29 protein-coding genes, 1 tRNA gene and 1 rRNA gene are annotated in these 24,727 nt (G+C 67.7%); 4 read left to right on the top strand and 27 right to left on the bottom strand.

Going from position 1 to position 24,727, the window contains the following annotated elements:
- Window positions 1-631: 631 nt before the first annotated feature.
- The 8 genes from ACFOYW_RS16900 to ACFOYW_RS16865 form a co-directional block, all read right to left on the bottom strand.
- Window positions 632-1,402 carry a hypothetical protein gene (locus tag ACFOYW_RS16900; RefSeq protein WP_390231685.1) on the bottom strand — a complete coding sequence of 257 codons (771 nt, stop codon included), beginning with the start codon at window positions 1,400-1,402 and terminating at the stop codon, window positions 632-634.
- A gap of 135 nt (window positions 1,403-1,537) precedes the next feature.
- Entirely contained in the window at window positions 1,538-2,149 is a 612-nt protein-coding gene (locus tag ACFOYW_RS16895; RefSeq protein ID WP_390231683.1) for a hypothetical protein, read from the bottom strand.
- A 276-nt stretch (window positions 2,150-2,425) separates the two neighbouring features.
- Window positions 2,426-2,830 carry a hypothetical protein gene (locus ACFOYW_RS16890; RefSeq protein WP_390231680.1) on the bottom strand — a complete coding sequence of 135 codons (405 nt, stop codon included), beginning with the start codon at window positions 2,828-2,830 and terminating at the stop codon, window positions 2,426-2,428.
- Window positions 2,827-3,117: a hypothetical protein gene (locus ACFOYW_RS16885; protein WP_390231677.1), complete on the bottom strand. Its 291-nt coding sequence runs from the start codon at window positions 3,115-3,117 to the stop codon at window positions 2,827-2,829. Before ACFOYW_RS16885 ends, ACFOYW_RS16890 begins: the two co-directional genes overlap by 4 nt.
- Window positions 3,117-3,620, bottom strand: a complete 504-nt coding sequence (locus tag ACFOYW_RS16880) for a hypothetical protein (RefSeq protein WP_390231674.1) — start codon at window positions 3,618-3,620, stop codon at window positions 3,117-3,119. Before ACFOYW_RS16880 ends, ACFOYW_RS16885 begins: the two co-directional genes overlap by 1 nt.
- 315 nt (window positions 3,621-3,935) lie before the next feature.
- The gene (locus ACFOYW_RS16875; RefSeq protein WP_390231671.1) at window positions 3,936-4,808 is read right to left on the bottom strand and encodes a hypothetical protein; all 873 of its coding nucleotides are present in this window, start codon (window positions 4,806-4,808) and stop codon (window positions 3,936-3,938) included.
- Between the two features lie 5 nt (window positions 4,809-4,813).
- Window positions 4,814-5,131 carry a hypothetical protein gene (locus ACFOYW_RS16870; protein ID WP_390231668.1) on the bottom strand — a complete coding sequence of 106 codons (318 nt, stop codon included), beginning with the start codon at window positions 5,129-5,131 and terminating at the stop codon, window positions 4,814-4,816.
- A complete protein-coding gene (locus ACFOYW_RS16865) occupies window positions 5,128-5,346 on the bottom strand; it encodes a hypothetical protein (protein WP_390231666.1) in 219 nt (72 codons plus the stop codon). The genes ACFOYW_RS16870 and ACFOYW_RS16865 overlap by 4 nt, the downstream gene beginning before the upstream one ends.
- Window positions 5,347-5,534: 188 nt before the next feature.
- Here ACFOYW_RS16865 and ACFOYW_RS16860 point away from each other — a divergent pair, with 188 nt between their 5' ends.
- The 4 genes from ACFOYW_RS16860 to ACFOYW_RS16845 all read left to right on the top strand — a co-directional run bounded on the left by ACFOYW_RS16860 (window position 5,535) and on the right by ACFOYW_RS16845 (window position 8,048).
- The gene (locus ACFOYW_RS16860; RefSeq protein WP_390231663.1) at window positions 5,535-6,011 is read left to right on the top strand and encodes a helix-turn-helix domain-containing protein; all 477 of its coding nucleotides are present in this window, start codon (window positions 5,535-5,537) and stop codon (window positions 6,009-6,011) included.
- Window positions 6,012-6,109: 98 nt separating this feature from the next.
- Window positions 6,110-6,511: an ImmA/IrrE family metallo-endopeptidase gene (locus ACFOYW_RS16855; RefSeq protein ID WP_390231660.1), complete on the top strand. Its 402-nt coding sequence runs from the start codon at window positions 6,110-6,112 to the stop codon at window positions 6,509-6,511.
- Complete coding sequence (locus ACFOYW_RS16850) at window positions 6,511-6,804, top strand: hypothetical protein (protein ID WP_390231657.1); 294 nt, start codon at window positions 6,511-6,513, stop codon at window positions 6,802-6,804. The genes ACFOYW_RS16855 and ACFOYW_RS16850 overlap by 1 nt, the downstream gene beginning before the upstream one ends.
- Window positions 6,801-8,048, top strand: coding sequence for a tyrosine-type recombinase/integrase (locus ACFOYW_RS16845; RefSeq protein ID WP_390231654.1), 1,248 nt, complete (start codon window positions 6,801-6,803; stop codon window positions 8,046-8,048). The genes ACFOYW_RS16850 and ACFOYW_RS16845 overlap by 4 nt, the downstream gene beginning before the upstream one ends.
- A gap of 72 nt (window positions 8,049-8,120) precedes the next feature.
- On the opposite strand, the gene ACFOYW_RS16840 is transcribed toward ACFOYW_RS16845, so the two are convergent.
- From ACFOYW_RS16840 to rrf, 19 genes are all read right to left on the bottom strand, one after another.
- Window positions 8,121-8,197 (bottom strand) — tRNA-Pro (locus tag ACFOYW_RS16840).
- A 171-nt stretch (window positions 8,198-8,368) separates the two neighbouring features.
- A complete protein-coding gene (gene der / locus ACFOYW_RS16835) occupies window positions 8,369-9,883 on the bottom strand; it encodes a ribosome biogenesis GTPase Der (protein ID WP_390231652.1) in 1,515 nt (504 codons plus the stop codon).
- 16 nt (window positions 9,884-9,899) lie between these two features.
- Complete coding sequence (gene cmk / locus ACFOYW_RS16830; protein ID WP_390231649.1) at window positions 9,900-10,562, bottom strand: (d)CMP kinase; 663 nt, start codon at window positions 10,560-10,562, stop codon at window positions 9,900-9,902.
- Window positions 10,559-11,656, bottom strand: coding sequence for a prephenate dehydrogenase (locus ACFOYW_RS16825; protein ID WP_390231647.1), 1,098 nt, complete (start codon window positions 11,654-11,656; stop codon window positions 10,559-10,561). Before ACFOYW_RS16825 ends, cmk begins: the two co-directional genes overlap by 4 nt.
- Window positions 11,653-12,450, bottom strand: a complete 798-nt coding sequence (locus ACFOYW_RS16820; RefSeq protein WP_390231645.1) for a pseudouridine synthase — start codon at window positions 12,448-12,450, stop codon at window positions 11,653-11,655. Before ACFOYW_RS16820 ends, ACFOYW_RS16825 begins: the two co-directional genes overlap by 4 nt.
- A complete protein-coding gene (scpB, locus tag ACFOYW_RS16815; RefSeq protein WP_390231642.1) occupies window positions 12,440-13,033 on the bottom strand; it encodes an SMC-Scp complex subunit ScpB in 594 nt (197 codons plus the stop codon). The genes ACFOYW_RS16820 and scpB overlap by 11 nt, the downstream gene beginning before the upstream one ends.
- Window positions 13,023-13,847, bottom strand: coding sequence for a segregation and condensation protein A (locus ACFOYW_RS16810; protein WP_390231640.1), 825 nt, complete (start codon window positions 13,845-13,847; stop codon window positions 13,023-13,025). Before ACFOYW_RS16810 ends, scpB begins: the two co-directional genes overlap by 11 nt.
- Window positions 13,831-14,655: a ParA family protein gene (locus ACFOYW_RS16805; protein ID WP_390231637.1), complete on the bottom strand. Its 825-nt coding sequence runs from the start codon at window positions 14,653-14,655 to the stop codon at window positions 13,831-13,833. The genes ACFOYW_RS16810 and ACFOYW_RS16805 overlap by 17 nt, the downstream gene beginning before the upstream one ends.
- Before the next feature lie 56 nt (window positions 14,656-14,711).
- Window positions 14,712-15,674, bottom strand: coding sequence for a site-specific tyrosine recombinase XerD (xerD, locus tag ACFOYW_RS16800; RefSeq protein WP_390231634.1), 963 nt, complete (start codon window positions 15,672-15,674; stop codon window positions 14,712-14,714).
- Window positions 15,647-16,294, bottom strand: a complete 648-nt coding sequence (locus ACFOYW_RS16795) for an NUDIX domain-containing protein (protein WP_390231632.1) — start codon at window positions 16,292-16,294, stop codon at window positions 15,647-15,649. Before ACFOYW_RS16795 ends, xerD begins: the two co-directional genes overlap by 28 nt.
- On the bottom strand, window positions 16,284-17,999 hold the full coding sequence (locus tag ACFOYW_RS16790) for a CTP synthase (RefSeq protein WP_390231687.1): 1,716 nt from the start codon (window positions 17,997-17,999) through the stop codon (window positions 16,284-16,286). Before ACFOYW_RS16790 ends, ACFOYW_RS16795 begins: the two co-directional genes overlap by 11 nt.
- 105 nt (window positions 18,000-18,104) lie before the next feature.
- Complete coding sequence (gene recN, locus ACFOYW_RS16785; protein WP_390231629.1) at window positions 18,105-19,805, bottom strand: DNA repair protein RecN; 1,701 nt, start codon at window positions 19,803-19,805, stop codon at window positions 18,105-18,107.
- A gap of 102 nt (window positions 19,806-19,907) precedes the next feature.
- The gene (locus ACFOYW_RS16780) at window positions 19,908-20,816 is read right to left on the bottom strand and encodes an NAD kinase (protein ID WP_390231626.1); all 909 of its coding nucleotides are present in this window, start codon (window positions 20,814-20,816) and stop codon (window positions 19,908-19,910) included.
- Between the two features lie 109 nt (window positions 20,817-20,925).
- The gene (locus ACFOYW_RS16775) at window positions 20,926-21,723 is read right to left on the bottom strand and encodes a TlyA family RNA methyltransferase (RefSeq protein ID WP_390231623.1); all 798 of its coding nucleotides are present in this window, start codon (window positions 21,721-21,723) and stop codon (window positions 20,926-20,928) included.
- 7 nt (window positions 21,724-21,730) lie between these two features.
- Complete coding sequence (locus ACFOYW_RS16770) at window positions 21,731-21,934, bottom strand: hypothetical protein (protein ID WP_390231620.1); 204 nt, start codon at window positions 21,932-21,934, stop codon at window positions 21,731-21,733.
- Window positions 21,935-21,938: 4 nt separating this feature from the next.
- Window positions 21,939-22,958, bottom strand: a complete 1,020-nt coding sequence (locus ACFOYW_RS16765; protein ID WP_390231618.1) for an HAD-IIA family hydrolase — start codon at window positions 22,956-22,958, stop codon at window positions 21,939-21,941.
- Window positions 22,933-23,763 carry a hypothetical protein gene (locus ACFOYW_RS16760; protein WP_390231615.1) on the bottom strand — a complete coding sequence of 277 codons (831 nt, stop codon included), beginning with the start codon at window positions 23,761-23,763 and terminating at the stop codon, window positions 22,933-22,935. Before ACFOYW_RS16760 ends, ACFOYW_RS16765 begins: the two co-directional genes overlap by 26 nt.
- A gap of 5 nt (window positions 23,764-23,768) precedes the next feature.
- Window positions 23,769-24,356 (bottom strand): hypothetical protein, encoded by a 588-nt coding sequence (locus tag ACFOYW_RS16755; RefSeq protein ID WP_390231612.1) that lies wholly within the window; start codon window positions 24,354-24,356, stop codon window positions 23,769-23,771.
- Window positions 24,357-24,632: 276 nt separating this feature from the next.
- A 5S ribosomal RNA gene (gene rrf, locus ACFOYW_RS16750) occupies window positions 24,633-24,727 on the bottom strand; the annotation flags it as partial.

Genomic DNA, 24,727 nt, shown 5'->3' with positions numbered 1-24,727 from the left:
GGGCCACGAGATGGAAGCCGGCGCTGAACGCGTTCGCGATCGCTTTCGAGGGCCGCATCAACTAATGACCGCCAGCCCAGAAACACCGTTCATCGGACAGACCCGTTAGCCATGGCGTTCGGTGGTTTGTTCGGTGGGTGGCCCTCGTTTGGGGAGGGGTTTTAATTCGGGCCGATCGGCGTCTTAATGTAGGCATGAGCGTGAATCGGTTTGGTTGGGCGGCTATCGGTGGTGGGGCTGCGGTGCTTGTAGCAGCTGCTGTGGTTGTCGGCGCTGTGACCGCGGGTGCGTCGAGTGTGCCTGTGGTGAAGGCGACCGTTCCTGCCGTCGCTGTCTCGCCCACTGTTCAGCCGCGAGAGACGTATACGGTGACGGCTCCGGCTGTGGCGCCGCGCCCGTCTGTGGCGCCGACTCATGTTGTCGTCAAGGTTCAGGAGGTCCCGTTGACTGATTCGACCCCGACGAGTGCGCCGGCTACGAGCGCGCCGGTGGCAGTTGCGTCGTCACCTGCTCCGGTTGTGCCTGCGCCGGCGGCTGTTGGACCGACGCCTGGCGGCAAGGACGCGGATGGTGCGACGTTGCCGCCGATCGTGAACAGCACCGAGCCGGCTGATGGGATTGCGGTTGGCGGTTAGGCGATGAAGAGCATGGTTCCGCCGAGGCTCGCGACGTTGTAGGCGTTCGCGGTTCCGGCGACTCCCCCGCTGACGTTGGCTGTCAGGGTGATCGTCTCTCCGTCGGTCAGCCCTGTGAGCTCGATGGCGTAGCCCACGGCGTTGGATGCAACCCCACCGTCCGCGATGCTGACGTCGAAGTTGGCGGAGGTGCCGCTGCCGCCCTGGCTGGTCGTGTAAGCGATCTGTGAGCTTCCGTATTCGGTGGTTCCGGTGTTGGGGCTGGCGTAGTTGGCGGAAAGGATGCAGTTGATGAGCGCGGTCGTGTAGCCCGTGGGCACGGTGACCGTGGCGGACGCTACCGGGGTGAGAGCAGCCGCGAGCGCGTAACCTGATGCGCTGGCGTAGATCGCCGCCGGCTTGAGTGCGCTGAGCGCGAGCCCGTCGACTGTTACTTCGCCCGTACCGGTGACAGCGATCGAGCCGTCGCCCGTGACGTTCAGGTTGCCGCTGCTGAGGTCGACGTCGCCGCCCTGCAGTGCGATGTTGCCGCCGCCGTTGAGTTCGAGGCTGCCGCCGTCGTCGATCGCGATGGCTCCTCCGCCGTGGATCGTGAGGCCGCCGCCGTCGGTGATGGTGATGCCGCCTGTGCCATTGACGAGCAGGCCGCCTGAGCCGATCTGAGAGTTGATGAGCGGGTTCGCGTTCGCCTGCGCGCGTACATGCTTCTCGAGTTGGGTGATACGGTGCGCAAGCGCATAGTCAGGACCAAGATTCGGCTGTCCCATAGTGTGTCTCCTTTGTAGGGGTGCCCGAGAGCACGCGGCGCAAGGAGTCGAAACACCGCGTGCTCTCGGGCTGGGTCCGGTGACGCACCGCGCGAGGAGGAGCGCGGTTCACCATGCGTCACCGGAGTCTTGGGGTTAGGGGCGTGCCGTCGTGTCCTTGAACGGGACGAGCTGGAGCGACGGCGCGAGACGGAGCCACTTGACGTAGTCCGGTTCGCCATAGCGCGGGGCGAAGTGGTCGCCGCTGGCACCGATTCCGATGCTGTGCGGCGCGCGTCCTTCACCGATGTTGAGAAGTTCGGCGAGGGTGGCTCGCAGAGCTGCCGCGTTGTGGAGAGCGTCGATCTGACGGTCGTCGATGAATTCCGCCCATGCTGCTCCGGCCGCCGCGCCGAACATCTCGGTGACGTACTCGAGGTCAGTCGGGGCAGGGATCGTCTCGACGGTCACTTTTCCGTCCTGCTTGGTGGCGATCTCCTTCGCGCCCGGCTTCTGGAGCTTGTCGATCACGCCGGCAGCGTTGAGGACTCGCGCGAGATCGGCGGCGTGGTCGAACTGGGGACGGAGCGTGTCGAGATAGTTGTCCGCCTCGGCGGACATGCTGGCCTTCATCGCCTCGTCGAGCTCCTCGAGCATCCGTTCCTGCTCGGCGGCGATGTGCGCGACAGTGGCTGCGTGAGAGGCGCCGGCAAGCGCTTCCAGCTGCCATTCCTCAAGCGTTGCGTCGAGCACGCTGACAGCTCTCACGCGGCCAATCGGTGAGAGTGCGTTGTTGCGGAGTTCGAGATAGTTGGCGGACTTCGAGACCTCGACACCAGCAGTGCACAAGCGGTGAACGACCTCATGTACGGGCGCGGTGAACGCTGGGGCGAATGTCTGCGGTGCGTTCGGGCGAGGGGCGTAAGTGTCTGACCTCATCGCATACGGGGGACGAGGTGCTGGCAGTGCCGCGACGCGGCTGATCTGTTCAGCGAACGGCACGCTCGGGTCGATCTGGGTGTAGTCGACTGGCATGGGAACTCCTTAGACGGTGATGACGGAGAGTTGGACGGAGTCGGGCGGAAAGGTGCTGCTGATCGAGTTCGCGGCGACACCGCCGGCGACGAGCTGGAGGTGATACCCGCCCGAGCTAGGCGCTGCCCAGTCGGCGGCGGTGTAGCCGACTACGGGGGTCCCAAGCGATCCCGCCGCCGCAGCGACGGCTGCCACCGATGACGCGGTGCCCGTGCTATCGAGAACCTGAAGCTTCACAACGGGCGCGTCCGCATTCGGGCCGATCGTCGGCGCCATGCCGAGATTCCCTAGCAACGCTGATAGCCGGTACGTCGTTGATGCGACCGCGGTGAAGTCGAGATCAACGATGACGACTGAGCCACGCCCCCCGTACTGCTGAGCTACAGGTCCGACAGCTGTGGCGATGAGAGTCATCCACGTCCCTCCCGGAATTGCCGAGCGAGCTTCTTGATATAGGCAGCGTTGCCGCCCTTTGCGAGAGGAGCGCTCGGCTTCGGAGCGGTCGTTGGCGGGTCAGCGAGCGGGTTGATGTCTTTCGGGTCGACTGCACCGATGAGATTGCCGCTCTTGTCGAACACGGGAACGAGGTCCAACGCTTTGGCCTTGCGGATGAACGTGCTTCGCGCGACGTTACGGGCCAGCGTCTTCTTGATCGCGGCTATGGAATCCGCGGTGGGACTCTCGGGGTTCTTGTATGGCATTACCAGCCCTTCGGTTTGGTGATTTGACGGGGAGCCTCGATCTGGTCGAGACGGAGATGGAGACGGCGAATCTCGCGCAGAAGCGCAACCCGTTCAGCACTCACACGGTCGAGAGCGGCATCGACTGCCTTCGTGACAGCCGTGGTGAGATTCGCGGCCTTCGCTTTCGTCACCCTTTGGCTCTGGGCGTAGGTCCGTTGGAAGACCGCCTCGAGTTCCGTGTCGGTCGTGACCGGGTGATAGCCGCCCGGACGCGCCTGGGACGGCTTGAGTAGATCCAGAAGGGCTTGGACGACCTCCTGGCCGGCCTTCTTCGCTTCCTCGTCAGCGGTCGCGCGTGCTGCGCTTATTTGGCGGCCAAGTTCGATGTCTTCCGGATCGTCCGGCGTTTCCTGTACCGGCGACTGAACGGTGTCAGTCCCAGGGATGACCTCGAAGTCGTCGTCATCGTCCGTGAATCGGGATTTCACTGCGGCCCAGCGCCGGGAATCTAGTGATGTCATGTGTCCTCGATGTCGCGTCGGTCAGCGACCTGTTGCAGGCTTCGTTTGGTCGGGTATCGCAGGAAGTAATCGCATGCCGCGCACGGAAGCACGAGTCCGTGCACGCGGCAGGTTCGTGGCAGCTTGTAGCCGATGTCCTCGAAGGTCATCCGGCTCTCACCTCCCGCACCGTGGCCCGGGCGGGTCTGTCGGCGTCCAGAGTGTTCATCCAATGCGCGCACTCAGGGCACGCGTCATAGAAGGCATCGATCAAAGTCCGAGACACCCAGCCACACATGCTGCACATCGGCAGGTACGTCACGTTGCTGTAGCGCGTCATGCCGCGCCCTGGAACTCGGCTTCGCCGCCCTCACGGAAGCCCTGAGCCTTGACGCGTTCCATGAGCTTCCGGCGCCCACGGTGCGAAAGGAGCGAGATCGCACCTGCGTCGATCAGCTGGTCACGCTTGGCGTGGTGATCGATGTCTCCACCATCGAACCGGAGCTCCTGATGCGCGTCGCGCCACAAATAGCGGCAATCCTCCTCGAACTGCTCAGCGGTCAGCGAACGCACCCGAGCGATCAGGTCGGATGACGGTAGCCGCCACTTCGCAAGGACGTAATAGTCCTGCCACAGCTCCATGAGCGCCGTACTCGGACCCCAGGTGTCGAATTCGGACATATCGATTTCGGCGCCCGTCGCATCGCGATGGGCTGTAAAGGAAGTTGGTTCCTCTATCGGTTCCTCAGGTTGGTTCCTCAGGGGGCCGTTTTCCGGACCTAATGGGGTCCGGTTTCCGGACTGCATTAGGTCCGCTTTCCGGACCAAGACTGCAGAGTTATCCACAGCCACCGGGCGACCGAACACCACTTGCCCCTCGTGCGCCTTCTCGGCCTCAGCTGCAAGCGCCGCGAGCTTCGGCACGTTGACGCGATATCGCGCCGTCTGGCCGGGCCTGCCTTTATCGGTCGGCTCCTGGATCAGCCATCCGGCAGCAACCAGGCCGTGAAGAGCGACCTTGACGCTGGTGCTACTGAGGTTCGCTTTTTCCTCAAGCGCCTTGCGCTTCTCCCAGTAGACGGGGAGCGCGCCGTCCTTCGGCTTGTCAAGCACGGTGAGTGCGATGGTCAAGAAGACCACGAGCTCGTTCGGTTTCAGCCCGATCTTGCCGATCAGCGCGACGATTCGCGACACGAGATCTTTCCCCATTCCCTCTATGCCGCCTCGACCTTGAGGCCGCTATCTACGCAATGCGCGACCATGTTGCCGACCGGGTCCGCGTACGGGAGCGCCAAAGCGAAGTACGGGTCGAGCTCGCCGGCCCTCACACCGTCAACCACGTAGGCGTCGATCACAGCGCGGACCGCGTCGGGTCCGTGCTCGCGGTAGTGCTTCCGCACGATCCGAGTCACCTTCGACGGGGACATCTGCACATCCACCGCCGCGAACCGTCGGTGGGCATAGCGAATCAGATCTTCGACCGTGACCACTTCCGCTTCGTGTTGCCGGAGGTCTGGGATCGCTGCTCTCATGCTGCCTCCGTGCGCTCGAACGGGATACCGAGCTGATCAAGCAGCTTCGCGGTGGGTACGACGAGGCGCTTGCCGTAGCGGAGCACCGGGAGCTCACCCTTCTTGGCGGCCTCGTAGGACGAATAACGGGAGTGTCCCGTCAATTCCCCGGACCTCTCGACGCTCATGGTGAGCGGCAGCTCACCAATCGGCGTCTTGAGTACGTAGGTACTCATCGCGTGCTCCTCGATCTCGCTCAAAACGTCTTGTGTGTGGCTCTATCCGAACCACACACCTGTAGTTTAGCACGGGTCTAAACGTGACGATAATGCGGCGGCTTGTTGCGCACTTGATTTGTGTGTAATCTGACGACATGGCACGCGCACAGACCACGCCCGACGAGAGACCACGGCATCCAGTCGACGTGATCGTGGGCCACAACATCCGGCGCATCCGAGAGGAACAGGGACTCAGTCAGGCAGCGCTCTCCGAACGTACGAGAGAGGGCGGCCTCGAGTCGTTCTATCCGACAACGATCGCGCGCATCGAAGCCGGAGTCAGAGCGCTCCGCGTGGCCGAGCTGCCGTCCGTTGCGCAGGCTTTGGACGTGAATCCTGAAGCGTTGCTCGAATCACGCGTTAGCTCGAACGCCAGACGGCTCGCGGATATTCAGGCTCAGCTGCAGGAGACCGCCGTCCGCATCCGGGTCGCGCGACAGGAGCTAGACAACCTCGCCGTGATCGCACGTGGGAAGAACCAGGAAATCGCTGAATGGGAGAACCGAGCGGCGGCGCTTCGGCGCGAGTCCGAGAGCCTCATGGCGGCGGGCGTGGATCTCACGGAACACATCAGCTTGGTGAGAGCTGAGCCCGAAGAGGAGACGGCTGACCACAAGCGATAAGCCTGCCGGCTTCGGCCGGACATAAAGAAAGCCCTCGCCGGGATTCCGGCCCAGCGAGGGCAGCGACCAAATACCCATCCGCAAAGAAAGGCACGATCGTGCACGATTCTACTGACGTCCCCCGCGTCAGCGAGGGTCACGAGTATGACCCCGATTTCCATGCCCACTGTTTGGGCATCCAGGTGCTGACCCGGCCCCTGCACGCGTCGTGGGGGCTTTGGCTCCCCGACCATGCCACCATCATCCTCGGCGAGGGAATGACGTTCGCTCGCCGCCGCTACACGCTCACCCACGAGATCGGTCATGCCCTGTACGGGCACAGAGGCACCTCTGACGACAACGAGCTTGAGGCTGACCGCTTCGCGTGGTCCCGTATCGCCGACCCGTTCGAGGCGATTGCGAAAGCTTCACGCGATGCAACTCGCAAGTTCTTCATCCGCGACCGATTCATGGTCGACTTCGAGGATTGGCTCGTGAGCCCTCGAGTGGTGGTGTCCTGATGGCACAGAGTCACGGAACCGCGCGGCCGGTCGACACCGACCTCGCTGACCTTCATTCTGAGGCGAAGCTCTACCGTCTCGACCCGCCGCTGCATTCGACCATATGGGGCGAGCGCGATGTCGAATACGTCGTCGTGTACGCCGTGTTCGTCCCGGTCGTCGGTCTCGGCACCTATGTGATGGCCGCCGACGAGACCGGCCGCATAGTGTCCGAACTCGAGCTCGAGGGCTCTTACGAAGGTGCCGGCGATCACGCCGAAGCCCTACGCCGAGCCGGATACGAGGTGGCATGATGGCCGACGTCTACCGCCGCTGCGCATGCCGTAAGCCCGATGGGAAGCAGTTCGGTGTCCTTCCCTCAAAACCCACCGAGCGGCAACTCGCCGCGACGTGCCCGCAGCTGATCAGCGACTCGCGCCACGGTTCATGGTCCTTCTACGTCCGCGACTCGAACACTGGAACGCAGTATCGGAAGGGGGGCTTCAAGACCCGCAGTGAGGCCGTGAAGGCCCGCAACGAGCTTGCGGGCAAGCTCGACAAGGGCACGTACAAGCCGCCGTCGAAGATCCTCTACGGGGACTACCTCGAGGCGTGGTTCAAACGCCGCCAGACAACCGGCAAGACGTTCAAGGCGACGACCGTCAATAACTATTCGAGGTACCTCGCGAACGACCTCAAGCCGTCTGCCCTCGCCAGAATGCCCATTAGCGAGATCCGACGCATGCATGTTCAGGCGTTCGTCGATCAGCTCATCGCGGACGGCCGTGGCGCGACCACGATCCGACGCATCGTCGCCGTCGTTCAGGGATCGCTGCGCGCAGCAGGGAAGGACAACCTCAACGACCACGCCCCTGGCGTGGGCCTAGATCTCCCGCAGGCTGAACGGAAGGAGATGGAGGTGTGGGAGCCGGCTCAGGTCGGCAAGTTCCTTGACACCGCAGCACAGCACCGGCTCGGAGCGCTGTTCGAACTCGCGATATTCACTGGGATGCGGCGTGGCGAGCTGCTCGGCCTGAGGTGGGAGGACGTGAATTTCGCGGATCGCAGCATCCAGGTGCGCCACAACCGCACCCAGGCCGGTCATGTGATCGAAGAGACGACACCAAAGACGAGAAGCGGGCGCCGCACCGTCGAGCTCGCAGACAACACGTCGGCGGCGCTCGTCGCATGGAAGCTGACGCAGGAGGCGGAGGCGAAGAACTGGCGAGAGTCGGGGGCGTGGCACGACACCGGTTACGTCTTCACTTACGAAGATGGCACGCCACTCAAACCCCAGTATGTCACCCGCCTATTCGACAAGCTCCGACTCAAGGCTCGTCTCCCCAAGATGACGTTCCACGGCCAGCGGCATGAGGCCGCCTCCCTGATGATTGCCAGCGGAGAAGACCTCGCGATCGTCTCCAAGGTGCTCGGGCACTCGTCGTACTCGATCACCTCTGACATGTACACGCACTTAGTGGCGTCCGCCGCACGCAATGCCGCCGAGAAAGCTGCCGCGCTCGTCCCTCGCCAAGCCGCTGATTTGCACATTTCGTGATCATTCGGCCCGAATGCCGCTACAAAGAGAAAAAGCCCCGGTAGGAATATGGCTTCCTACCGGGGCTTTCAATGGTCGGGCTGACAAGATTTGAACTTGCGACCCCCTGACCCCCAGTCAGGTGCGCTACCAAGCTGCGCCACAGCCCGATGCCTTCGTGAGATTCACGAGGACAACCTGACCATCATAACGTGCCGACCCGACGCGCAACGAATCGAGCGCGGCCGCGCCTGCGAGGGGGATGAAACGCACGATCGGGGAGAGAAAACGCCCCGGTCGGTATCCCCGAACGTGCTTTCTCTCCCCCAGCGCACCCGCTCTTACCGGCTGCGCCGCTCGCGCACGCGCATGTTCAACACGATCGGCGAGCCCTCGAAGCCGTACAGCTCCCGCAGCCGGCGCTGGATGTACCGCCGGTACCCCGCGTCGAGGAATCCGGTGGTGAACAGCACGAATGTCGGCGGCCGGCTCGAGGCCTGCGTTCCGAACAGGATGCGCGGCTGCTTCCCCCCGCGCAGCGGGTGCGGATGCGCCGCCACGAGTTCGGCGAGGAACGCGTTGAACTTTCCGGTGCCGATACGCGTGTCCCACGACTCGAGCGCGAGCTCGAGCGCGGGCACCAGACGCTCGAGGTGGCGCCCGGTCTTCGCCGAGATGTTGACGCGCGGCGCCCAGTCGACGTGCGCGAGGTTCTGTTCGATCTCGCGCTCGAGGTAGCGGCGGCGGTCGTCGTCGATCAGGTCCCACTTGTTGTAGGCGATCACGAGCGCACGCCCCGATTCGAGCACGAGGTCCACGATGCGCACGTCCTGCTCGCTGATCGGCTGGGTCACGTCGAGCACTACGACGGCGACCTCGGCCTTCTCGAGTGCCGCAGAGGTGCGCAGCGACGCGTAGAAGTCGGCGCCCTGCGACAGGTGCACGCGACGGCGAATCCCGGCGGTGTCGACGAAGCGCCACACCTTGCCGCCGAGCTCGATCTGCTCGTCGACCGGGTCGCGCGTGGTTCCGGCGAGGTCGTTGACGACCACGCGCTCTTCCCCTGCGGCCTTGTTCAGGAGCGACGACTTGCCGACGTTCGGGCGCCCGACGATCGCCACCCGGCGCGGACCGCCGAGCTCGCGCTTCGCGACGGCCGAGACTTCGGGCAGCGCGCCGACCACGAGGTCGAGCAGGTCGGCGACGCCGCGCCCGTGCAACGCCGACACGGGATGCGGCTCCCCCAGCCCCAGCGACCAAAGGTCGGCGGCGCCGGGCTCGAGCCGGGCGTCGTCGACCTTGTTCGCGACCAGGTACACCGGCTTGCGGGTCTTGCGCAGCAGGCGCACGACGTGCTCGTCGGTCGAGGTGGCGCCGACGTTCGAGTCGACGACGAACAGCACCGCGTCGGCGAGGTCGATCGCGACCTCGGCCTGCGCGGCGACCGACGCGTCGATGCCCCGGGCGTCGGGCTCCCAGCCGCCGGTGTCGACGATGGTGAAGCGGCGTGCCATCCACTCGGCCTGGTACGCGACCCGGTCGCGCGTGACGCCGGGGGTGTCCTCCACGACGGCCTCGCGGCGGCCGAGGATCCGGTTCACGAGCGCTGACTTGCCGACGTTCGGCCGACCGACGATCGCGAGCACGGGCAGCGCCGGCAGGTACCCGATCTCGTCGGGGTTCTCCGACGAGGCCGACAGGACCGCGAGGTCCTCGTCGTCAAGGGCGTAGTCGTCGAGGCCGCCGCGAAGCGCAGCGGTGCGGCGTTCGGCGGCCGAGTCGTCGAGCGCGGCGAGCTTGTCGGCGAGGTCGTCCTGCCCGACTGCTGCGTCGTCGAAGTCGTCGGTGTCGGCCATGGGTTGCTCCTCAGATCTAGAGGCGGGAGTGGATCACATCGATGACCGCGTCCACCGTCTCATCGAAGTTCAAGTCGGTGGAATCGACGGTCGTTACCCCGTCGGCGGCGGTCATGAAGTCCACGACCCGCGAGTCGGCGCGGTCTCGCGCCTTCAGCTGCTCGCCGACGGCCTGGGCGGAATGCCCGGTCAACTCGGCAGAGCGTCGCCCCATTCTAACTTCCTCGCTCGCCGTGAGCAGAATGCGCACCTCGGCGTCGGGCGCGACGACCGTCGTGATGTCGCGCCCTTCGATGACGATGCCCGGGTTCTCGGTCGTGACCGCGATGTCGCGGAAGATCGCGGTGAGCGCCGCGCGCACCTCGGGAACGCGGGCGACGTGGCTCACGATGCCGCTCACCTCGTGGGTGCGGATCACGTCGGTGACGTCGGTCGCACCGACCCGCACGGAGAATGCGTCGGGGTCGGTCGCCTCGGCGAATTCGAACGACGGCAGCGCAGAGACGACGGATGCCTCGTCCGCGAGCTCGACACCGGAGTGCGCCGCGTGCCACGCGAATGCGCGATACGCCGCCCCGGTGTCGAGGTACGCGTACCCGAGCTTCCGGGCGACGGCCTTGCTGATGCTCGACTTCCCGCTGCCTGCGGGCCCGTCGACGGCGACGACGATGGTGCTCAACCTGCGATCCTCCAACCGCGTTCTGCGAGGTCGTCGACGGTGCGCGTCAGCGCCTCGGGCAGCACGGCGAGCTCGACGATGCCGATCTGCGCACCGGGCGAGTGCTCCATCCGCATGTCCTCGATATTGATTCCGAGCTCGCCGAGCTCGGTGAACAGCCGGCCGAGCTGGCCGGGTGTGTCGTCGATGAGGACGACGACGCTGGCGAAGCGCTTGTCCTGACCGTGCTTGCCGGGCAGACGGGCCACGCCGGCGTTGCCCCCGGCGAGCGTCTCGGCGAGGGCGCGCCGGCTGCCCGACTCATCGATGCGCTCGAGTGCGTCGATGACGTCGCCGAGGTCGTCGCGGTAGGCGCGCAGGATCGGGGCGACGACCGACGCGTTCGCCGCGAGGATCTGCACCCACAGCGCCGGGTCGCTCGACGCGACCCGCGTCACATCGCGCACGCCGCCGCCGGCGAGCCCGAGGGCCGCATCGGCCGCCGCGCCGAGACGGCGCGCCATCAGCGTGGACACGAGTTGCGGCGTGTGCGAGACGAGGGCGACGGATTCGTCGTGCGTCACCGCATCCATCTCGACCGGGATCGCACCGAGGTCGAGCGCGAGCTGCTCGATCAGCGAGACGCGCCCTCGCGCGAGGCCGGGGCGGGTGCAGACCACCCACGGACGCCCGAGGAACAGGTCGGCGCGCGCCGAGATGGGGCCGCCGCGCTCGCGCCCGGCGAGCGGGTGCGAGCCGACGTATCGGGACAGGTCGGCGGCGGATGCCTCGAGCTCGGCGAGCGGCGCGGACTTCACGCTCGCCACGTCCGTGACGGTGGCCTCGGGGAAGGCCTCGAGCTCAGCGGCGACGACCTCGGCGATCGCGTCGGGCGGAACGGCCACCACGATCAGACCAGGTGCGTCGTCCGGGGCCGGCGGGCGCCCCGCGCCGTACTCGACGGCCAGGCGGGCAGCGGTGCGTGAGGCATCCGTCACCACGACGTCGACACCGCGGGCGGCGAGCCCCAGGCCGACGGATGCGCCGAGCAGCCCCGAGCCGACCACGCGAACGGTTCCGGCCACACGGGACTCACGCAGTCGGGCTTCCGTCACAGCCGGCCTTTCTCGTCCTCGGCCTGGCGCGCGAGGGTGAGCAGCTGGCCGAGTTCAACCTTAGTCAGCTCGCGGGTGCGGCCCAGCCTCAGGCTGCCGAGGTGCAGCGGCCCGAAGCTGCGGCGCACCAGTTCGACGACCGGGTGCCCCACCTCGGCCATCATGCGCCGCACGATGCGGTTGCGCCCCGAGTGCAACGTCAGCTCGACCATCGAGGCGCCGTCACTCGCCCCGCGGGTGATGAGCTTGCCGCGGTCGATACGGATCGGGCCGTCCTCGAGCTCGATGCCCTGCTTCAGCCGTTGCAGCGTCTGCGCCGTCACCGTGCCGCTGACCTTCGCGACGTAGGTCTTCTCGACGCCGAACGACGGATGCGCGAGCACCTGCGCCAGCTGCCCGTCGTTGGTCAGCACGAGCAGACCGCTCGTGTCGTAGTCGAGGCGCCCGACGTTGAAGAGTCGCTCCTCATATTCGTCGACGAACGGCGACAGGTCGGCGCGCCCCTGGTCGTCGCTCATCGAGCTGATCACCTTCGTCGGCTTGTTGAGCATGACGTAGCGCTTCGACTGGTCGAGCTGCACGGCGACGCCGTCGACGGCCAGCAGGTCGGTCTCGGGGTCGATGCGGGCGCCCAGCTCGCGCACCACCTTGCCGTTCACCTGAACGCGGCCGGCGACAATGAGCTCCTCGGATGCGCGGCGGCTCGCGACGCCCGCAGCCGCCATCACCTTCTGCAGCCGCTCACCGTCGGTGCGCGCCGGACCTTCATGGCCCGCGGCGGAACTATCGGACATCGGCGTCGAACCCTTCCGTACCATCGGCGAGCAGCGGCGAGATCAGCGGCAGCTCATCGAGCGAATTGATGCCGAGCTGCGTGAGCAGCAACTCGGTCGTGCCGTAGTTGATCGCGCCCGTCTCGGAGTCCGCGAACACCTCGGTGATGAGACCGCGGCTGAGCAGCGTGCGCACGACCGAGTCGACGTTCACCGCACGGATGCTCGCCACCTGCCCGCGCGTGATCGGCTGCTTGTACGCGATCACAGCGAGCGTCTCGAGCGCCGCCTGAGAGAGCTTGGTCGGATTCTGCGTCACCACGAAATCGGTCACGACAGGGTCATACTCCTCACGCACGTACAGCCGCCAGCCGCCGCCGACCTCGCGCAGCTCGAATCCGCGCCGCACACCCCCGGTGGTCGCATCGACCCCGTCGTAGTCGTCGCGCAGCGCCTCGACCGCCTGCCTGACCGCGGCGACCGGCGCGCCGATCGCGGTGGCGAGCGACACGAGGCTCTGCGGCTCATCGGCGACCGTCAGGATCGCCTCCAGCGATCGACGCACATCTCTTTCCGGTTGTTCCGGCACGGCCTCAGCCGTCATAGTCAGCCCCCAGATTCGCGAGATTCTCGTCAGACCAGTTCGCGGCCGACCACTGCACGGTCAGCTCGCCGAGCGGCTCGAGCTGCTCGAAGTGGATCGCCGCATGCCGGTACAGCTCGAGGATGGCGAGGAAGCGCGCAATGATGACGCCCTTCACCTCGACCCCGGCGACCAGTTCACGGAACGAGCGCGGCGCACCGTCACGCAGCAGCGCGACGACCGTGGCGGCCTGCTCGCGGATGCTCACGAGCGGCGCGTGCAGATGGTCGAGCCCCACGATCGGGATCTCTTTCGGCGTGAACGCGAGCAGGGCGAGTGCTGCGAAATCGTCGGCCGAGAGTGTCCAGACCAGCTCGGGCGTGCGCGCGCGGAACTTCTCCTCGAGCCGTACGGTGCGAGCGTGGCGAGCGGATTCCCGGCTGAGGTGCGCGTCGAACCACACCGACGCCTCTTTGAACGCCCGGTACTGCAGCAGTCGCGCGAACAGCAGGTCGCGGGCTTCGAGCAGCGCGACGTCCTCGGCGTCGACGAGCTCGCCCTGCGGCAGGAGTCCCGCGACCTTGAGATCGAGCAGGGTCGCGGCCACGACGAGGAACTCGCTCGCCTGGTCCAGCTCGACGACGAGGTCGATGCCGTGCAGGTAGGACAGGAACTCGTCGGTCACCCGGCTCAGCGAGATCTCGGTGATGTCGAGCTCGTGCTTGCCGATGAGCGAGAGCAGCAGATCGAAAGGCCCCTCGAAGTTGTCGAGCGCAACGCGGAACGACGGCTCGCCGGCCTCGTCGAGCGCGTCGGGATCAGGCGACCGCGCCACGCGAGACGAGCTCCCGGGCGAGGCGGCGGTAGGCCTCCGCCGCGGGGTGGTCGGGCGCGAACTGCGTGATCGGCGAGCCCGCGACCGACGCGTCGGGGAACTTCACCGTGCGCGAGATGACGGTCTCGAGCACCTTGTCCTTGAAGGCGTCGACCACCCGCTCGAACACCTCGCGCGAGTGCAGGGTGCGGGAGTCGAACATCGTCACGAGGATGCCGTCGAGCTCGAGAGCCGGGTTCAGCCGCTCGCGCACCTTATCGACCGTCTCGACGAGAAGCGCGACCCCGCGCAGCGCGAAGTACTCGCTCTCGAGCGGAATCAGCACGCCGTGCGCGGCCGTCAGCGCATTCACGGTGAGGATGCCGAGCGAGGGCTGGCAGTCGACCAGGATCACGTCGTAGTCGGCGCTGATGCGTCGCAGCACCCGGGCGAGCGCCTGCTCGCGCGCGACCTCGTTGACGAGGTGCACTTCGGCGGCCGACAGATCGATGTTCGCCGGGATCACGTCGAGCCCCTCGACGCTCGTCGGCTGGATCGCCTCACGCGGCTCGAGCTTGGTGTTGAGCAGCAGGTCGTAGATCGTCGTCGCCTCGTGCGTGTTCACGCCGAGGCCGGCAGAGAGCGCACCCTGCGGGTCGAAGTCGATCGCGAGGACCCGGCGGCCGTAGTCGGCGAGCGCGGCGCCCAGGCTGATCGTCGTCGTCGTCTTGCCGACGCCCCCCTTCTGGTTGCAGAGGGTGATGATGCGCGCAGGTCCGTGCTGCTTCAACGGTGCGGGCACCGGGAAGTCGGTCTGCGTGCGCTGCACTGACGCTCCTGTCGCGTTGCTGGAATTGCTTGGGGGTGGCTGGGCTGGGGACAACCTTACCGCGCCCGTGGATGAGCCTGTGTGTACACGTCGCGCAGGGTGTCGGCCGTCACGAGCGTGTACAGCTGGGTCGTGGCGACGGATGCATGACCCAACAGCTCCTGCACGACGCGCACGTCGGCGCCGCCCTCGAGCAGGTGCGTCGCGAAGGAGTGCCGCAGCGTGTGCGGTGAGATCTCGCGCTTGAGATCCGCCCGCTCGGCGGCCCTCTTGATGATCAGCCACGCGTTCTGGCGGCTCACGCGCTGGCCTCGGATGCCGAGGAAGAGTGCCGGCGTCGCCTTCCCGCGCCCCGACAGCAACGGCCTGCCGCGCACGAGATACGCGTCGATGGCCGTGCGCGCGTAGCTGCCGAGCGGCACGATGCGCTGCTTGTCGCCCTTGCCCGTGAGCCGCACGATCTCGCGGTCGACGAGGTCGTCGACGTCGAGGGCCACCGCCTCGGACACGCGCGCGCCCGTGGCGTAGAGCAGTTCGAGCAGTGCGCGGTCCCGCAGGGCGACGACGTCGTCGCCCGAGGCGGTCTCGATGAGCGCCGTGACCTCGGCCTGCGGAATCGCCTTCGGCAGCCGCATGGGCTTCTTCGGGGTGCGCAGCTCGCGCGAGGCATCCGTCTCTGTCCGCCCCTCGACCGCGAGGAAGCGGTGCAGTCCGCGCACCGTGCTCAGCATGCGCGCGACCGACGCCGCCGTGAGCGGCGGCTCCCGCTTCCCGAGGTGCTGCGCGTATGCGCTCAGCTGCGTCGGGTGCACCGCTCCGAACGACGCGATGCCCTGGGTACCCAGCCAGTGGGTGTACGCAGCGAGGTCACGACGATACGAGGTCACCGTGTTCTTGGCGAGTCCGCGCTCGAGCGCCACGTAGCGCAGGAACGCGAGCACGTCACGCTCGAGCGCCGGGTTCGCCCCGGGCGCGGGCGCCGCTGTGCCCGTCAGTACCGGCGCGGGCGTCGCGTCCACGGCTCCTCCGGCGACCCGAGGCTCTCCCAGCCGCGTTCGCGTGAGGCGTGAGCGGTCAGCGCGCCGACCGTGAGCGACGGATTCTGCAGCCGCCGGGCCAGGATCCCGTCGATGACCTCTTCGAGCGGGACCCAGCGGGTCTCGATGTCGGCCTCCTCGTCGGTGCGGGCGTAGGGTGTGGCGGTCGGCGCGAGGCCGCGGGCGAGGTAGATGCGGATGGCTTCGCTGCTGCCGCCCGGCGACGTGTGGATCTCGGCGAGCACGTTCCAATCGCCGGCGGTGAGGTCGGCTTCCTCGGCGAGCTCCCGCTGGGCAGCGACGAGCGGCGACTCGCCCTCGACATCGAGGAGACCCGCGGGGATCTCCCACTCGCGATGCCGCACGGGGTGCCGGTACTGCCTGATCAGCAGCACCCGCCCCTCGTCGTCGAGCGCGAGGATCGCCACGGCTCCCGTGTGGTCGACGAAGTCGCGAGTGAGCATGCCGTCGTTGTACGCGAAGGTCTCGCTGCGGATGTCCCACACGCGGCCCTCGAAGCTCCGGTGAGACTCCGTGACCTGCGCCTCGAACGGTTCGTCGGCGATCAGCTCCGGCTCGAGCGCGCCCGGCTCAGGCGACATTCTCGGTCTCTGCCTCTTCCTCGACGGGGAACAGCCGGGTCGACTCCTGGCGGTCGAGTGCGGCGCCGATGAGGCCGCGGAACAGAGGGTGCGGGCGGTTGGGGCGACTGCGCAGCTCGGGGTGAGCCTGGGTCGCGACGTAGAACGGATGCACGTCCCGCGGCAGCTCCACGTATTCGACGAGGTTCCCGTCGGGCGAGGTTCCCGAGAACCAGAGGCCGGCGTCGGCGATCTGCTCGCGGTAGTGGTTGTTCACCTCGTACCGGTGGCGGTGCCGTTCGGACGCTTCCGCAGCGCCGTACAGCTCCGAGACGATCGACCCGTCGGCCAGCGCGGCCGGGTAGAGGCCGAGACGCATCGTGCCGCCGAGGTCGCCGCCGGCGATGATGTCGACCTGCTCCGCCATCGTCGCGATCACCGGGAACTGCGTCTCGGGGTCGAACTCACTCGACGAAGCGCCCGGCAGCTCGGCCACGTTGCGGGCGTACTCGATGACCATGCACTGCAGGCCGAGGCACAGGCCGAGCACCGGGATCCCGTTCTCGCGCGCGAAGTGCAGCGCCCCGAGCTTGCCCTCGATGCCGCGGATGCCGAACCCGCCGGGAACGCAGATGCCGTCGACCTCGGCGAGCGCCTTGGCCGCGCCGTCGGGCGTCTCGCACGTGTCGGAGGCGATCCAGCGGATGTTCACCTTCGCGTGATGGGCGAAGCCGCCCGCCTTGAGCGCCTCGGAGACGGAGAGGTAGGCATCCGGCAGATCGATGTACTTGCCCACGAGCCCGACCGTCACCTCGCGGCGCGGGTCGTGCACGACCTTGAGCAGCTCGTTCCACCCGGCGCGGTCGGGCTCGCCGGCCTTCTCGCCGAGCCCGAGCTGTGAGATCACGTAGCCGTCGAGGCCCTGGTCGTGAAGCGTGCCGGGAATGTCGTAGATGCTCGGCAGATCGACCGTGTTGATCACGGCGTCCTCGTCGACGTCGCACATCAGCGCGATCTTCTTCTTGTTCGATTCCGAGACGGGGCGATCGCTGCGCAGCACGAGCGCATCGGGCTGGATGCCCATCGACCGCAGCATCGCGACCGAGTGCTGGGTCGGCTTCGTCTTCTGCTCACCCGACGCGTTCATGTAGGGGACGAGCGAGACGTGCACGAAGAACACGTTCCCGCGGCCGAGCTCATGGCGGATCTGCCTGGCCGCCTCGATGAACGGCTGAGATTCGATGTCACCGACCGTGCCGCCGACCTCGGTGATGATGACGTCGGGCTGCGGGTCGGCGTGAGCCTGCAGGCGCATGCGTCGCTTGATCTCGTCCGAGATGTGCGGGATCACCTGCACCGTGTCGCCGAGGTATTCGCCGCGGCGCTCCTTCGCGATGACCTGCGAGTAGATCTGCCCGGTGGTGACGTTGGCGGCCTGCGACAGGTTCACATCGAGGAAGCGCTCGTAGTGGCCGATGTCGAGGTCGGTCTCGGCCCCGTCGTCGGTGACGAAGACCTCACCGTGCTGGAACGGATTCATCGTTCCCGGGTCGACGTTCAGATACGGATCGAGCTTCTGCATGACGACATGCAGCCCGCGCGAGGTGAGCAGATTGCCGAGGCTCGCGGCCGTCAGGCCCTTGCCCAACGAAGAAACGACACCGCCTGTCACGAAGATGTGCTTGGTAGTGCCGTTTGAAGAATGCCCTGCGCCCGAAGATTCCACCACGGGGTTCTATCGTAACAAGCGTTCAGCGCGGAATGCGACGACCCACGGGCGGCCTCGCACGGGAAGTCGGCCGACATCCACTCGCACGGCCGATTCGGGCTCTCAGTGCGCCAGTTCGAGGAGTTCGCGCGCGTGGGCTACGGCGCTCTCGGAGTCCGACAGACCGGACAGCAACCGCGCCATCTCGGCCTCCCGTTCGGCGCCCTCGAGCTTGCGCACGCTCGACTCGGTGACGGCGCCACCCGTGTCCTTGACGACGGTCAGATGATTGGTGGCGAACGCGGCGACCTGCGCAAGGTGCGTCACGACGAGAACCTGCGACGACTCGGCGAGCTTCGCGAGCCGTCGGCCGATCTCGATCGCCGCCGCGCCCCCGACGCCCGCGTCGACCTCGTCGAAGACGAACGTCGGCACCGGCTGCGTGCCCGCGAGCACCACCTCGATCGCGAGCATCACCCGCGAGAGCTCACCGCCCGACGCACCGCGTCCGAGCGGCCGCGGCTCGCTCCCCGGATGCGGCTGCAGCAGGATCGCGACCGCGTCGCGCCCCGACGAGCCCAGCTCACCACGATCGGTCACTTCCACGACGATCCGCGCGTCCGGCATGGCGAGCGCGGCGAGCTCGGCGGTCACGGATGCTTCGAGCGCGCCCCCCGCGGCAACCCGCTCCGCCGTGAGCTCCGCAGCCAGCGATTCGACCTCCCGCGCATCGTCATCGACCCTGGCGCGAAGAACATCGATCCGCTCGGCGTCACCGTCGAGTTCGAACAGTCGCGCACTCCCCGTCTCGAGGCGGGCGATCACATCGTCGAGGCTCGGCCCGTACTTGCGCGTCAGATTCGCGAGCAGCGCCTTCCGCTCCTGCAGCAGCTCGAGGTCGCGTGCACCGTCGGCGTCGAGGCCCGCGAGATATGACGAGAGCTGCGCCGCGGCATCCGCCACCTGATACTGCGCCGCCTGCAGCGCGTCGACCAGCTCACCGAGAGCGCCATCGTGCCGGGCCGCTCCCTCCAGCGCCCGCCGCGCACTGTCGATCAGCGCGAGCGCGTCAGGGCCGTCGGATTCCTCCGCCGAGAGCTGCTCGCGGGCCGCGGCCGCCGCGACACGTAGCGTCTCGACGTTCTCGAGCCGCTCCACCCGCTCATCGAGCTCGTCGTCCTCACCCGGCTGAGGCGCTGCCTGCTCGATCTCGTCGAGCGCGGCACGCAGTTCCTCCGCCTCGCGCGCACGGCGGTCGCGGTCCGTCGTGAGCTCATCGAGCTCGCGTGCACCGTCGCGCCAGCGGCTCCATGCATCGCGATAACGGGCAAGAGGGGCGTGCACGCTCTCCCCCGCGAAGCGGTCCAGCGCCTCGCGTTGCGCAGTGGCGCTCTTCAGCCGCAACTGCTCCGACTGCCCGTGCACCACGACCAGACGCTCGCCGAGTTCCGTGAGCACCGCGATCGGCGCGCTCCGCCCGCCCGCGTACGCACGGCTGCGTCCCTCGGGCGACACTGAGCGGCTCACGACGAGCTCCGCGTCGCCGGAGGAGCCGATACGGTCGACGTCTCCGCCGGCCTCCGTGACGCGCTCGGCGATGTCGCCGACCGCAGGCACCCGCCAGCGCCCCTCGACCCAGCTCTGCTGCGCGCCGACCCGCACGCTGCCGCTATCGGCCCGGGCCCCGAGCAGCAGGCCGAGCGCGGTGACGACCATCGTCTTTCCGGCGCCCGTCTCGCCCGTGATCGCCGTGAACCCCGGGCCGAGCGGCAACGTCGACTCGGCGATCACGCCGAGGTCGCGGATGGAGATCTCCTCGATCACTGTGTTATTTCTATTTTCTCGTCGCGGCTACGCCGCGAGCGGCTCGCGCCCGTCACGCTGTTGATTCCTCGTCGCGGCTACGCCGCGAGCAGCTCACGCCCGTCACGCTGGTCCTCGCCAGCCCAGGACAGGCAGATTGAACTTGCGAACGAGGCGATCGGTGAACTTCGCGTGGTGCAGACGCGCCATCTTCACGGGAATCGGCGACCTCGTCACCACGACGCGCGCGCCGGGGTGCAGCTCGATCGAGCGACGCCCGTCGCACCACAGGATTCCGCCGGTCTGCACCCGGTCGAGCAACTCGACCGCGATCGCCGACTCCGGCGTCACGACGAGAGGCCGCGCGAACAGCGCGTGCGCCGAGATGGGCGTGAACAGCAGCGCGTCGAGCGTCGGCCACACGACCGGGCCGCCCGCCGAGAAGGAGTAAGCGGTCGAGCCGGTCGGCGTCGACATCACGACCCCGTCGCAGCCGAAGCTCGAGAGCGGCCGCCGATCCACCTCGACCATCACCTCGATCATGCGCTCACGGCTCGCCTTCTCGACGCTCGCATCATTGAGCGCCCAGTCCTCGTAGACGACCTTCTCGTCGTACTTGACCCGCACCGCGAGGGTCATGCGCTCCTCGACATCGTAATCACCCGCGAGCGCCCGCCCGACGGCGTGCGCCAGATCGTCCCGCTCGCTCTCAGCGAGGAAACCCACATGGCCGAGGTTCACGCCGAGGATCGGCACGTCGGCGCCGCGCACCATCTCGGCCGCGCGCAGGATCGTGCCGTCACCGCCGAGCACGATCACGAGCTCGAGCTCGTCGGGCGACGTGTCGTCGCTCAACACCGCCAGGTGCTCGAGTTCGGGCGCGTACGCACGCAGATCGCGGCACTCGTCAGGGCTCAGAACCGGAACGACGTCGGGCGCACCGAGCAACTGACGGCACACCTCACGTGCCGCCTCGAGCGACTCCTCGCGCCCCGTGTGCGAGACGACCAGGATGCGGCGTTCGGCTGCCATGGACGTCACGCTCCCGTCATCGTGCAAGACCAACGTTTCTATTCTGTCGGATGCCTGCGTCGATCAGGTGCTCAGCGCGGAATGTCGTCCCACCCGCCACGGGTCTTGCTCACGCGGTGATGCGGTGCGCCTCATCCAGCCACTCGGTCGGGTTGGTGCCGTCACCCGCGGACAGCAGGCACAGATACTCCCGGTTGCCGTGCGTCCCGACGATCGGCGAGCTGATCAGCCCCGCAGTGCCGAGCCCCAGATCCCACGCAGCCCACAGGACCCCCGTGACAGCATCCGCCCGCAGCGCGGGGTCGTGCACGATGCCCTCCTTGACGCCCGTGCGCCCCACCTCGAACTGCGGCTTGATCAGCAGCACGAAACGGGCATCGGGACGCACGGAGGCGAGGACCGCCGGCAGCACCTGGGTGAGTGAAATGAACGAGAGGTCACCGACCACCAGCGACGGAGCATCCCTCGCCCCCAGCGATGTCTGAAGCAGCTCGGGCGTCAGGTACCGCACGTTCACGTCCTCGATGTTCGTGACGCGCGGGTCGCCTTTGACCGGCACCGACAGCTGGTCGTGCCCGACATCGACGGCGAGCACGTGCCGCGCACCGCGCTCGAGCAGCACCTGGGTGAAGCCGCCCGTCGAGGCGCCGACGTCGAGCGCGAGCTGCCCCGCCGGGTCGACACCGAATGCGTCGAGCGCGGCGATCAGCTTGTGCGCGCCGCGGCTCACATAGTGGTCGGGCAACGCGACGACGACCTCAGCGGCATCGTCGACCTGAACGGATGCTTTCACCACCGCCGCACCGTCGACGGTCACACGACCGGCTGCGATGAGCTTCGCGGCAACGGTACGGGATCGTGCGAGACCACGTGCGACGATCGCCGCGTCGAGACGAGCAGATGCCATACGGCGGTCAGCGCCCGCCCTGCCGGTCGGCAGCACCCTGCTGATCTCCACGCCGCCGGTCGGCGGCGTCGAGCGCATCACGCAGCTCCTCGTGGACGTGCGCGTAGGCCTCGGCCCGTGTCTTGAGAGGCTGATCCTCGATCAGCCTCAGCCGCGACAGCAGTGCGGCTTCGCTCTGGGTCGCGTCCGTGCCCTCGCGCTCCTCGCTCACGGCGTCAACGGTACAGCCGCTCGGGCACGTCGAGCGCGTAGATGGCGAGCCCCGAGTCCCAGATCGCGCGGCACGCCGCGCGCAGCAGATCGACGGAGCTGTCCCCTGCGCGCGCGATCTCGACCGTCGTGCCGTTGAGCCGCACGGCCGCGTCGCCCACGACCGTCACGCCGCCGCGCGCGGACTCCGTCGCCGGGTACGGCTCGTGCAGCCCGCGCAGGTCCTCGAGGATGTACGTCGGCCGCTGATCGGGGGACGCGGCGAGCACCTGCTTCGCCCGGTCAATGCCGGTGAGCACGAGCACCGAGTCGATGCCGGCGCCGTTCGCGCCCTGCACGTCGGTGTCGAGACGGTCGCCGATGAAGATCGGATGCTTCGCATCGAAGCGCGTCCGCGCCTCCTCGAAGATCGCGGCCTCAGGCTTGCCCGCCACGACGGGCAGACGCCCCACGGCGGTGTGCACGGCCGAGACGAGCGTGCCGTTCCCCGGCGCGATGCCACGCTTCACGGGGATCGTCCAGTCGGTGTTCGTGGCGACCCACGGAATGCCGTCGTCGCCGCCCGCGAGCGCGAACGACGCCTCGGCGAGCTCCTGCCAGCCCACTTCGGGCGCGAAGCCCTGGATCACCGCAGCCGGGTCGTCGTCCGCGGAACGCACCACGGTGAAGCCCGCGGCCTCGACGACCGACGTCAGGCCGTCGCCTCCGACGACGAGGATGTTGGACTTCGCCGGCACGAGTCCCGCGAGGAGGCGAATCGCCGCCTGCGGAGATGTCACCACGTCGTTCGGCACGACGTGCAGGCCGAAGCTGCTCAAATGCTCGGCGACGGCCGAATCGGTCCGTGACGCGTTGTTGGTGATGTAGCCGAGCCGCGCGCTCTGTGCTGCCCGATTCAGGCTGTCGACCGCGTGAGGAATGGCATCCGGCCCTTTGTAGACGACCCCATCGAGGTCGGCGAGCACCACATCGACGCCGTCGAGCGGCGTCTGTGCGGCGTTACTCCGGCTTCGGAAGATCGCCATTGTCGTCCTCACTCTCACCCAGCAGTTCAGCAACCTCGTCTTCGGGGGTGTACGAATCCGCGGCGTCGACCTGGTCCGCCGGTTCCTCCGCCTCCTCGTCGTCGTCGAGTTCAAGCTCTTCGACCTCGACCGCAACGGTCTCGAGTTCGCCCTCCGCCGACGCGGCCTCGAGCACATCGGCCGCGTGCTCGGCACGGTCCCACCACGACTGCGCCTCGGCCTCCCGGCCGAGTTCGCCCAGCACGTCGCCATAGGCCTGGAACAGGGCGGGGCTCCACGAGTACGCCACGTCGGGGTTGAGCTGCGGCACCTCGAGCTCGGCCAGTGCGAGTTCCGGCTGGCCGAGGTCGAGCCGCGCTCCCGACATGGCGATCGCCAGGGATGCCTGCACCTCGTTGCTCAGCGTGCTGCGCTCAACGGAGCGCCCCAGCTCGAGAGCGCGCTCCGGTCGGCCCACCCCGCGTTCGCTGTCGACCATGAGCGGAAGCTGGTCGTCTTTGCCTGAGATCCGGCGGTAGGTGCGCAGCTCGCGCAGCGCGAGCGCGAAGTCGCCCGTGGCATAGGCGGTGATCGCGAGCGTCTCGCGCACCACGCCGACACGACCGGCGCGACGACCGGCCGACAGAGCGTGGCGGTGCGCCAGCTCCGGGTCGTCGTCGATGAGCTCGGCCGCCATCACGAGGTGACGCGCGACTTCCTCTGCGTTGTCCTTCGACAGCGTGCGCAGCTCGGAACGCGCCGCGCCGTCCAGCTGCCGTGCGGTGACGGATTCCGGGATCTCCGGGTCGTCGTGGCGCGGACGCACCGGCCTCAGCTCATCAGGGCGCTGACGCTCGTGCGTGCGCTCCTCGAACCGCGACGCGTCACGGTCTCCGTAGCCGGGCCGCCGCTCCCCCGCTCCCGGTCGCCTCTCTCCATCACGACGCGGACGGGAGTCGCCGTCGCGACGCGGGCGAAAATCGCCGTCACGACGCGGAGCCGCCCCATCCCGGCGCGGAGCCGCATCACCGTCCCGGCGGGGGCGGAAGTCTCTATCCCGGCGCGGACGTGCGTCCCCATCCCGACGAGGGCGGAAGTCACCGTCACGACGTGGAGCCGCATCGCCATCACGACGCGGACGGAACTCTCCGTCGCGGCGCGGACGTGCGTCCCCATCACGACGCGGACGCGAGTCACCGTCACGGCGGGGACGGAAGTCACCCTCGCGACGCGGAGCAGCATCCCCATCTCGGCGAGGGCGGAAGTCCCCATCCCGGCGTGGACGTGCGTCCCCATCACGACGCGGACGCGAGTCACCGTCACGACGGGGACGTGCATCGCCATCGCGCCGAGGGCGGAAGTCACCATCACGGCGAGGAGCCGCATCACCGTCCCGGCGGGGGCGCGCGTCGCCGTCACGGCGCGGACGGAAGTCACCATCTCTGCGGGGACGTGCGTCGCCATCATGGCGCGCGCGCGAGCTGCTGTAAGGCCGGTCGCTGTTAGCGCGTGAGGGACGACGATCGCCCTGACCGCCCCGGGGCCCCGGGCCGTCGGCTCCGCGGCGCGGCCTGCGCTCGCTGTCGTCGTCGCCTGAGCGGTCGCTCACGGTGTGCTCCTCACGCTGCTGTGGATTTATACGTAATTAAAGCGAAAAGGCCACCCAAATTGTGGGTGGCCTTTTCTCTAAGGGGTGTTCGGCGGTGTCCTACTCTCCCACAGGGTCGCCCCTGCAGTACCATCGGCGCTGGGAGTCTTAGCTTCCGGGTTCGGAATGTGTCCGGGCGTTT

It is taken from the genome of Gryllotalpicola reticulitermitis, assembly GCF_042651345.1.
Lineage (GTDB): Bacteria > Actinomycetota > Actinomycetes > Actinomycetales > Microbacteriaceae > Gryllotalpicola > Gryllotalpicola reticulitermitis.
This window is presented reverse-complemented; position numbering and strand designations above follow the sequence as displayed.

Excerpts from the sequence above, each read along its gene's own strand:
- ACFOYW_RS16900 (WP_390231685.1), bottom strand. The coding sequence starts at position 1,402 with ATGGGACAGCCGAATCTTGGTCCTGACTATGCGCTTGCGCACCGTATC.
- ACFOYW_RS16890 (WP_390231680.1), bottom strand. The coding sequence starts at position 2,830 with ATGACTCTCATCGCCACAGCTGTCGGACCTGTAGCTCAGCAGTACGGG.
- ACFOYW_RS16885 (WP_390231677.1), bottom strand. The coding sequence starts at position 3,117 with ATGCCATACAAGAACCCCGAGAGTCCCACCGCGGATTCCATAGCCGCG.
- ACFOYW_RS16880 (WP_390231674.1), bottom strand. The coding sequence starts at position 3,620 with ATGACATCACTAGATTCCCGGCGCTGGGCCGCAGTGAAATCCCGATTC.
- ACFOYW_RS16875 (WP_390231671.1), bottom strand. The coding sequence starts at position 4,808 with ATGGGGAAAGATCTCGTGTCGCGAATCGTCGCGCTGATCGGCAAGATC.
- ACFOYW_RS16870 (WP_390231668.1), bottom strand. The coding sequence starts at position 5,131 with ATGAGAGCAGCGATCCCAGACCTCCGGCAACACGAAGCGGAAGTGGTC.
- ACFOYW_RS16865 (WP_390231666.1), bottom strand. The coding sequence starts at position 5,346 with ATGAGTACCTACGTACTCAAGACGCCGATTGGTGAGCTGCCGCTCACC.
- ACFOYW_RS16850 (WP_390231657.1), top strand. The coding sequence starts at position 6,511 with ATGGCACAGAGTCACGGAACCGCGCGGCCGGTCGACACCGACCTCGCT.
- ACFOYW_RS16845 (WP_390231654.1), top strand. The coding sequence starts at position 6,801 with ATGATGGCCGACGTCTACCGCCGCTGCGCATGCCGTAAGCCCGATGGG.
- der (WP_390231652.1), bottom strand. The coding sequence starts at position 9,883 with ATGGCCGACACCGACGACTTCGACGACGCAGCAGTCGGGCAGGACGAC.
- ACFOYW_RS16820 (WP_390231645.1), bottom strand. The coding sequence starts at position 12,450 with ATGTCCGATAGTTCCGCCGCGGGCCATGAAGGTCCGGCGCGCACCGAC.
- scpB (WP_390231642.1), bottom strand. The coding sequence starts at position 13,033 with ATGACGGCTGAGGCCGTGCCGGAACAACCGGAAAGAGATGTGCGTCGA.
- ACFOYW_RS16795 (WP_390231632.1), bottom strand. The coding sequence starts at position 16,294 with ATGTCGCCTGAGCCGGGCGCGCTCGAGCCGGAGCTGATCGCCGACGAA.
- ACFOYW_RS16780 (WP_390231626.1), bottom strand. The coding sequence starts at position 20,816 with ATGGCAGCCGAACGCCGCATCCTGGTCGTCTCGCACACGGGGCGCGAG.
- ACFOYW_RS16775 (WP_390231623.1), bottom strand. The coding sequence starts at position 21,723 with ATGGCATCTGCTCGTCTCGACGCGGCGATCGTCGCACGTGGTCTCGCA.
- ACFOYW_RS16765 (WP_390231618.1), bottom strand. The coding sequence starts at position 22,958 with ATGGCGATCTTCCGAAGCCGGAGTAACGCCGCACAGACGCCGCTCGAC.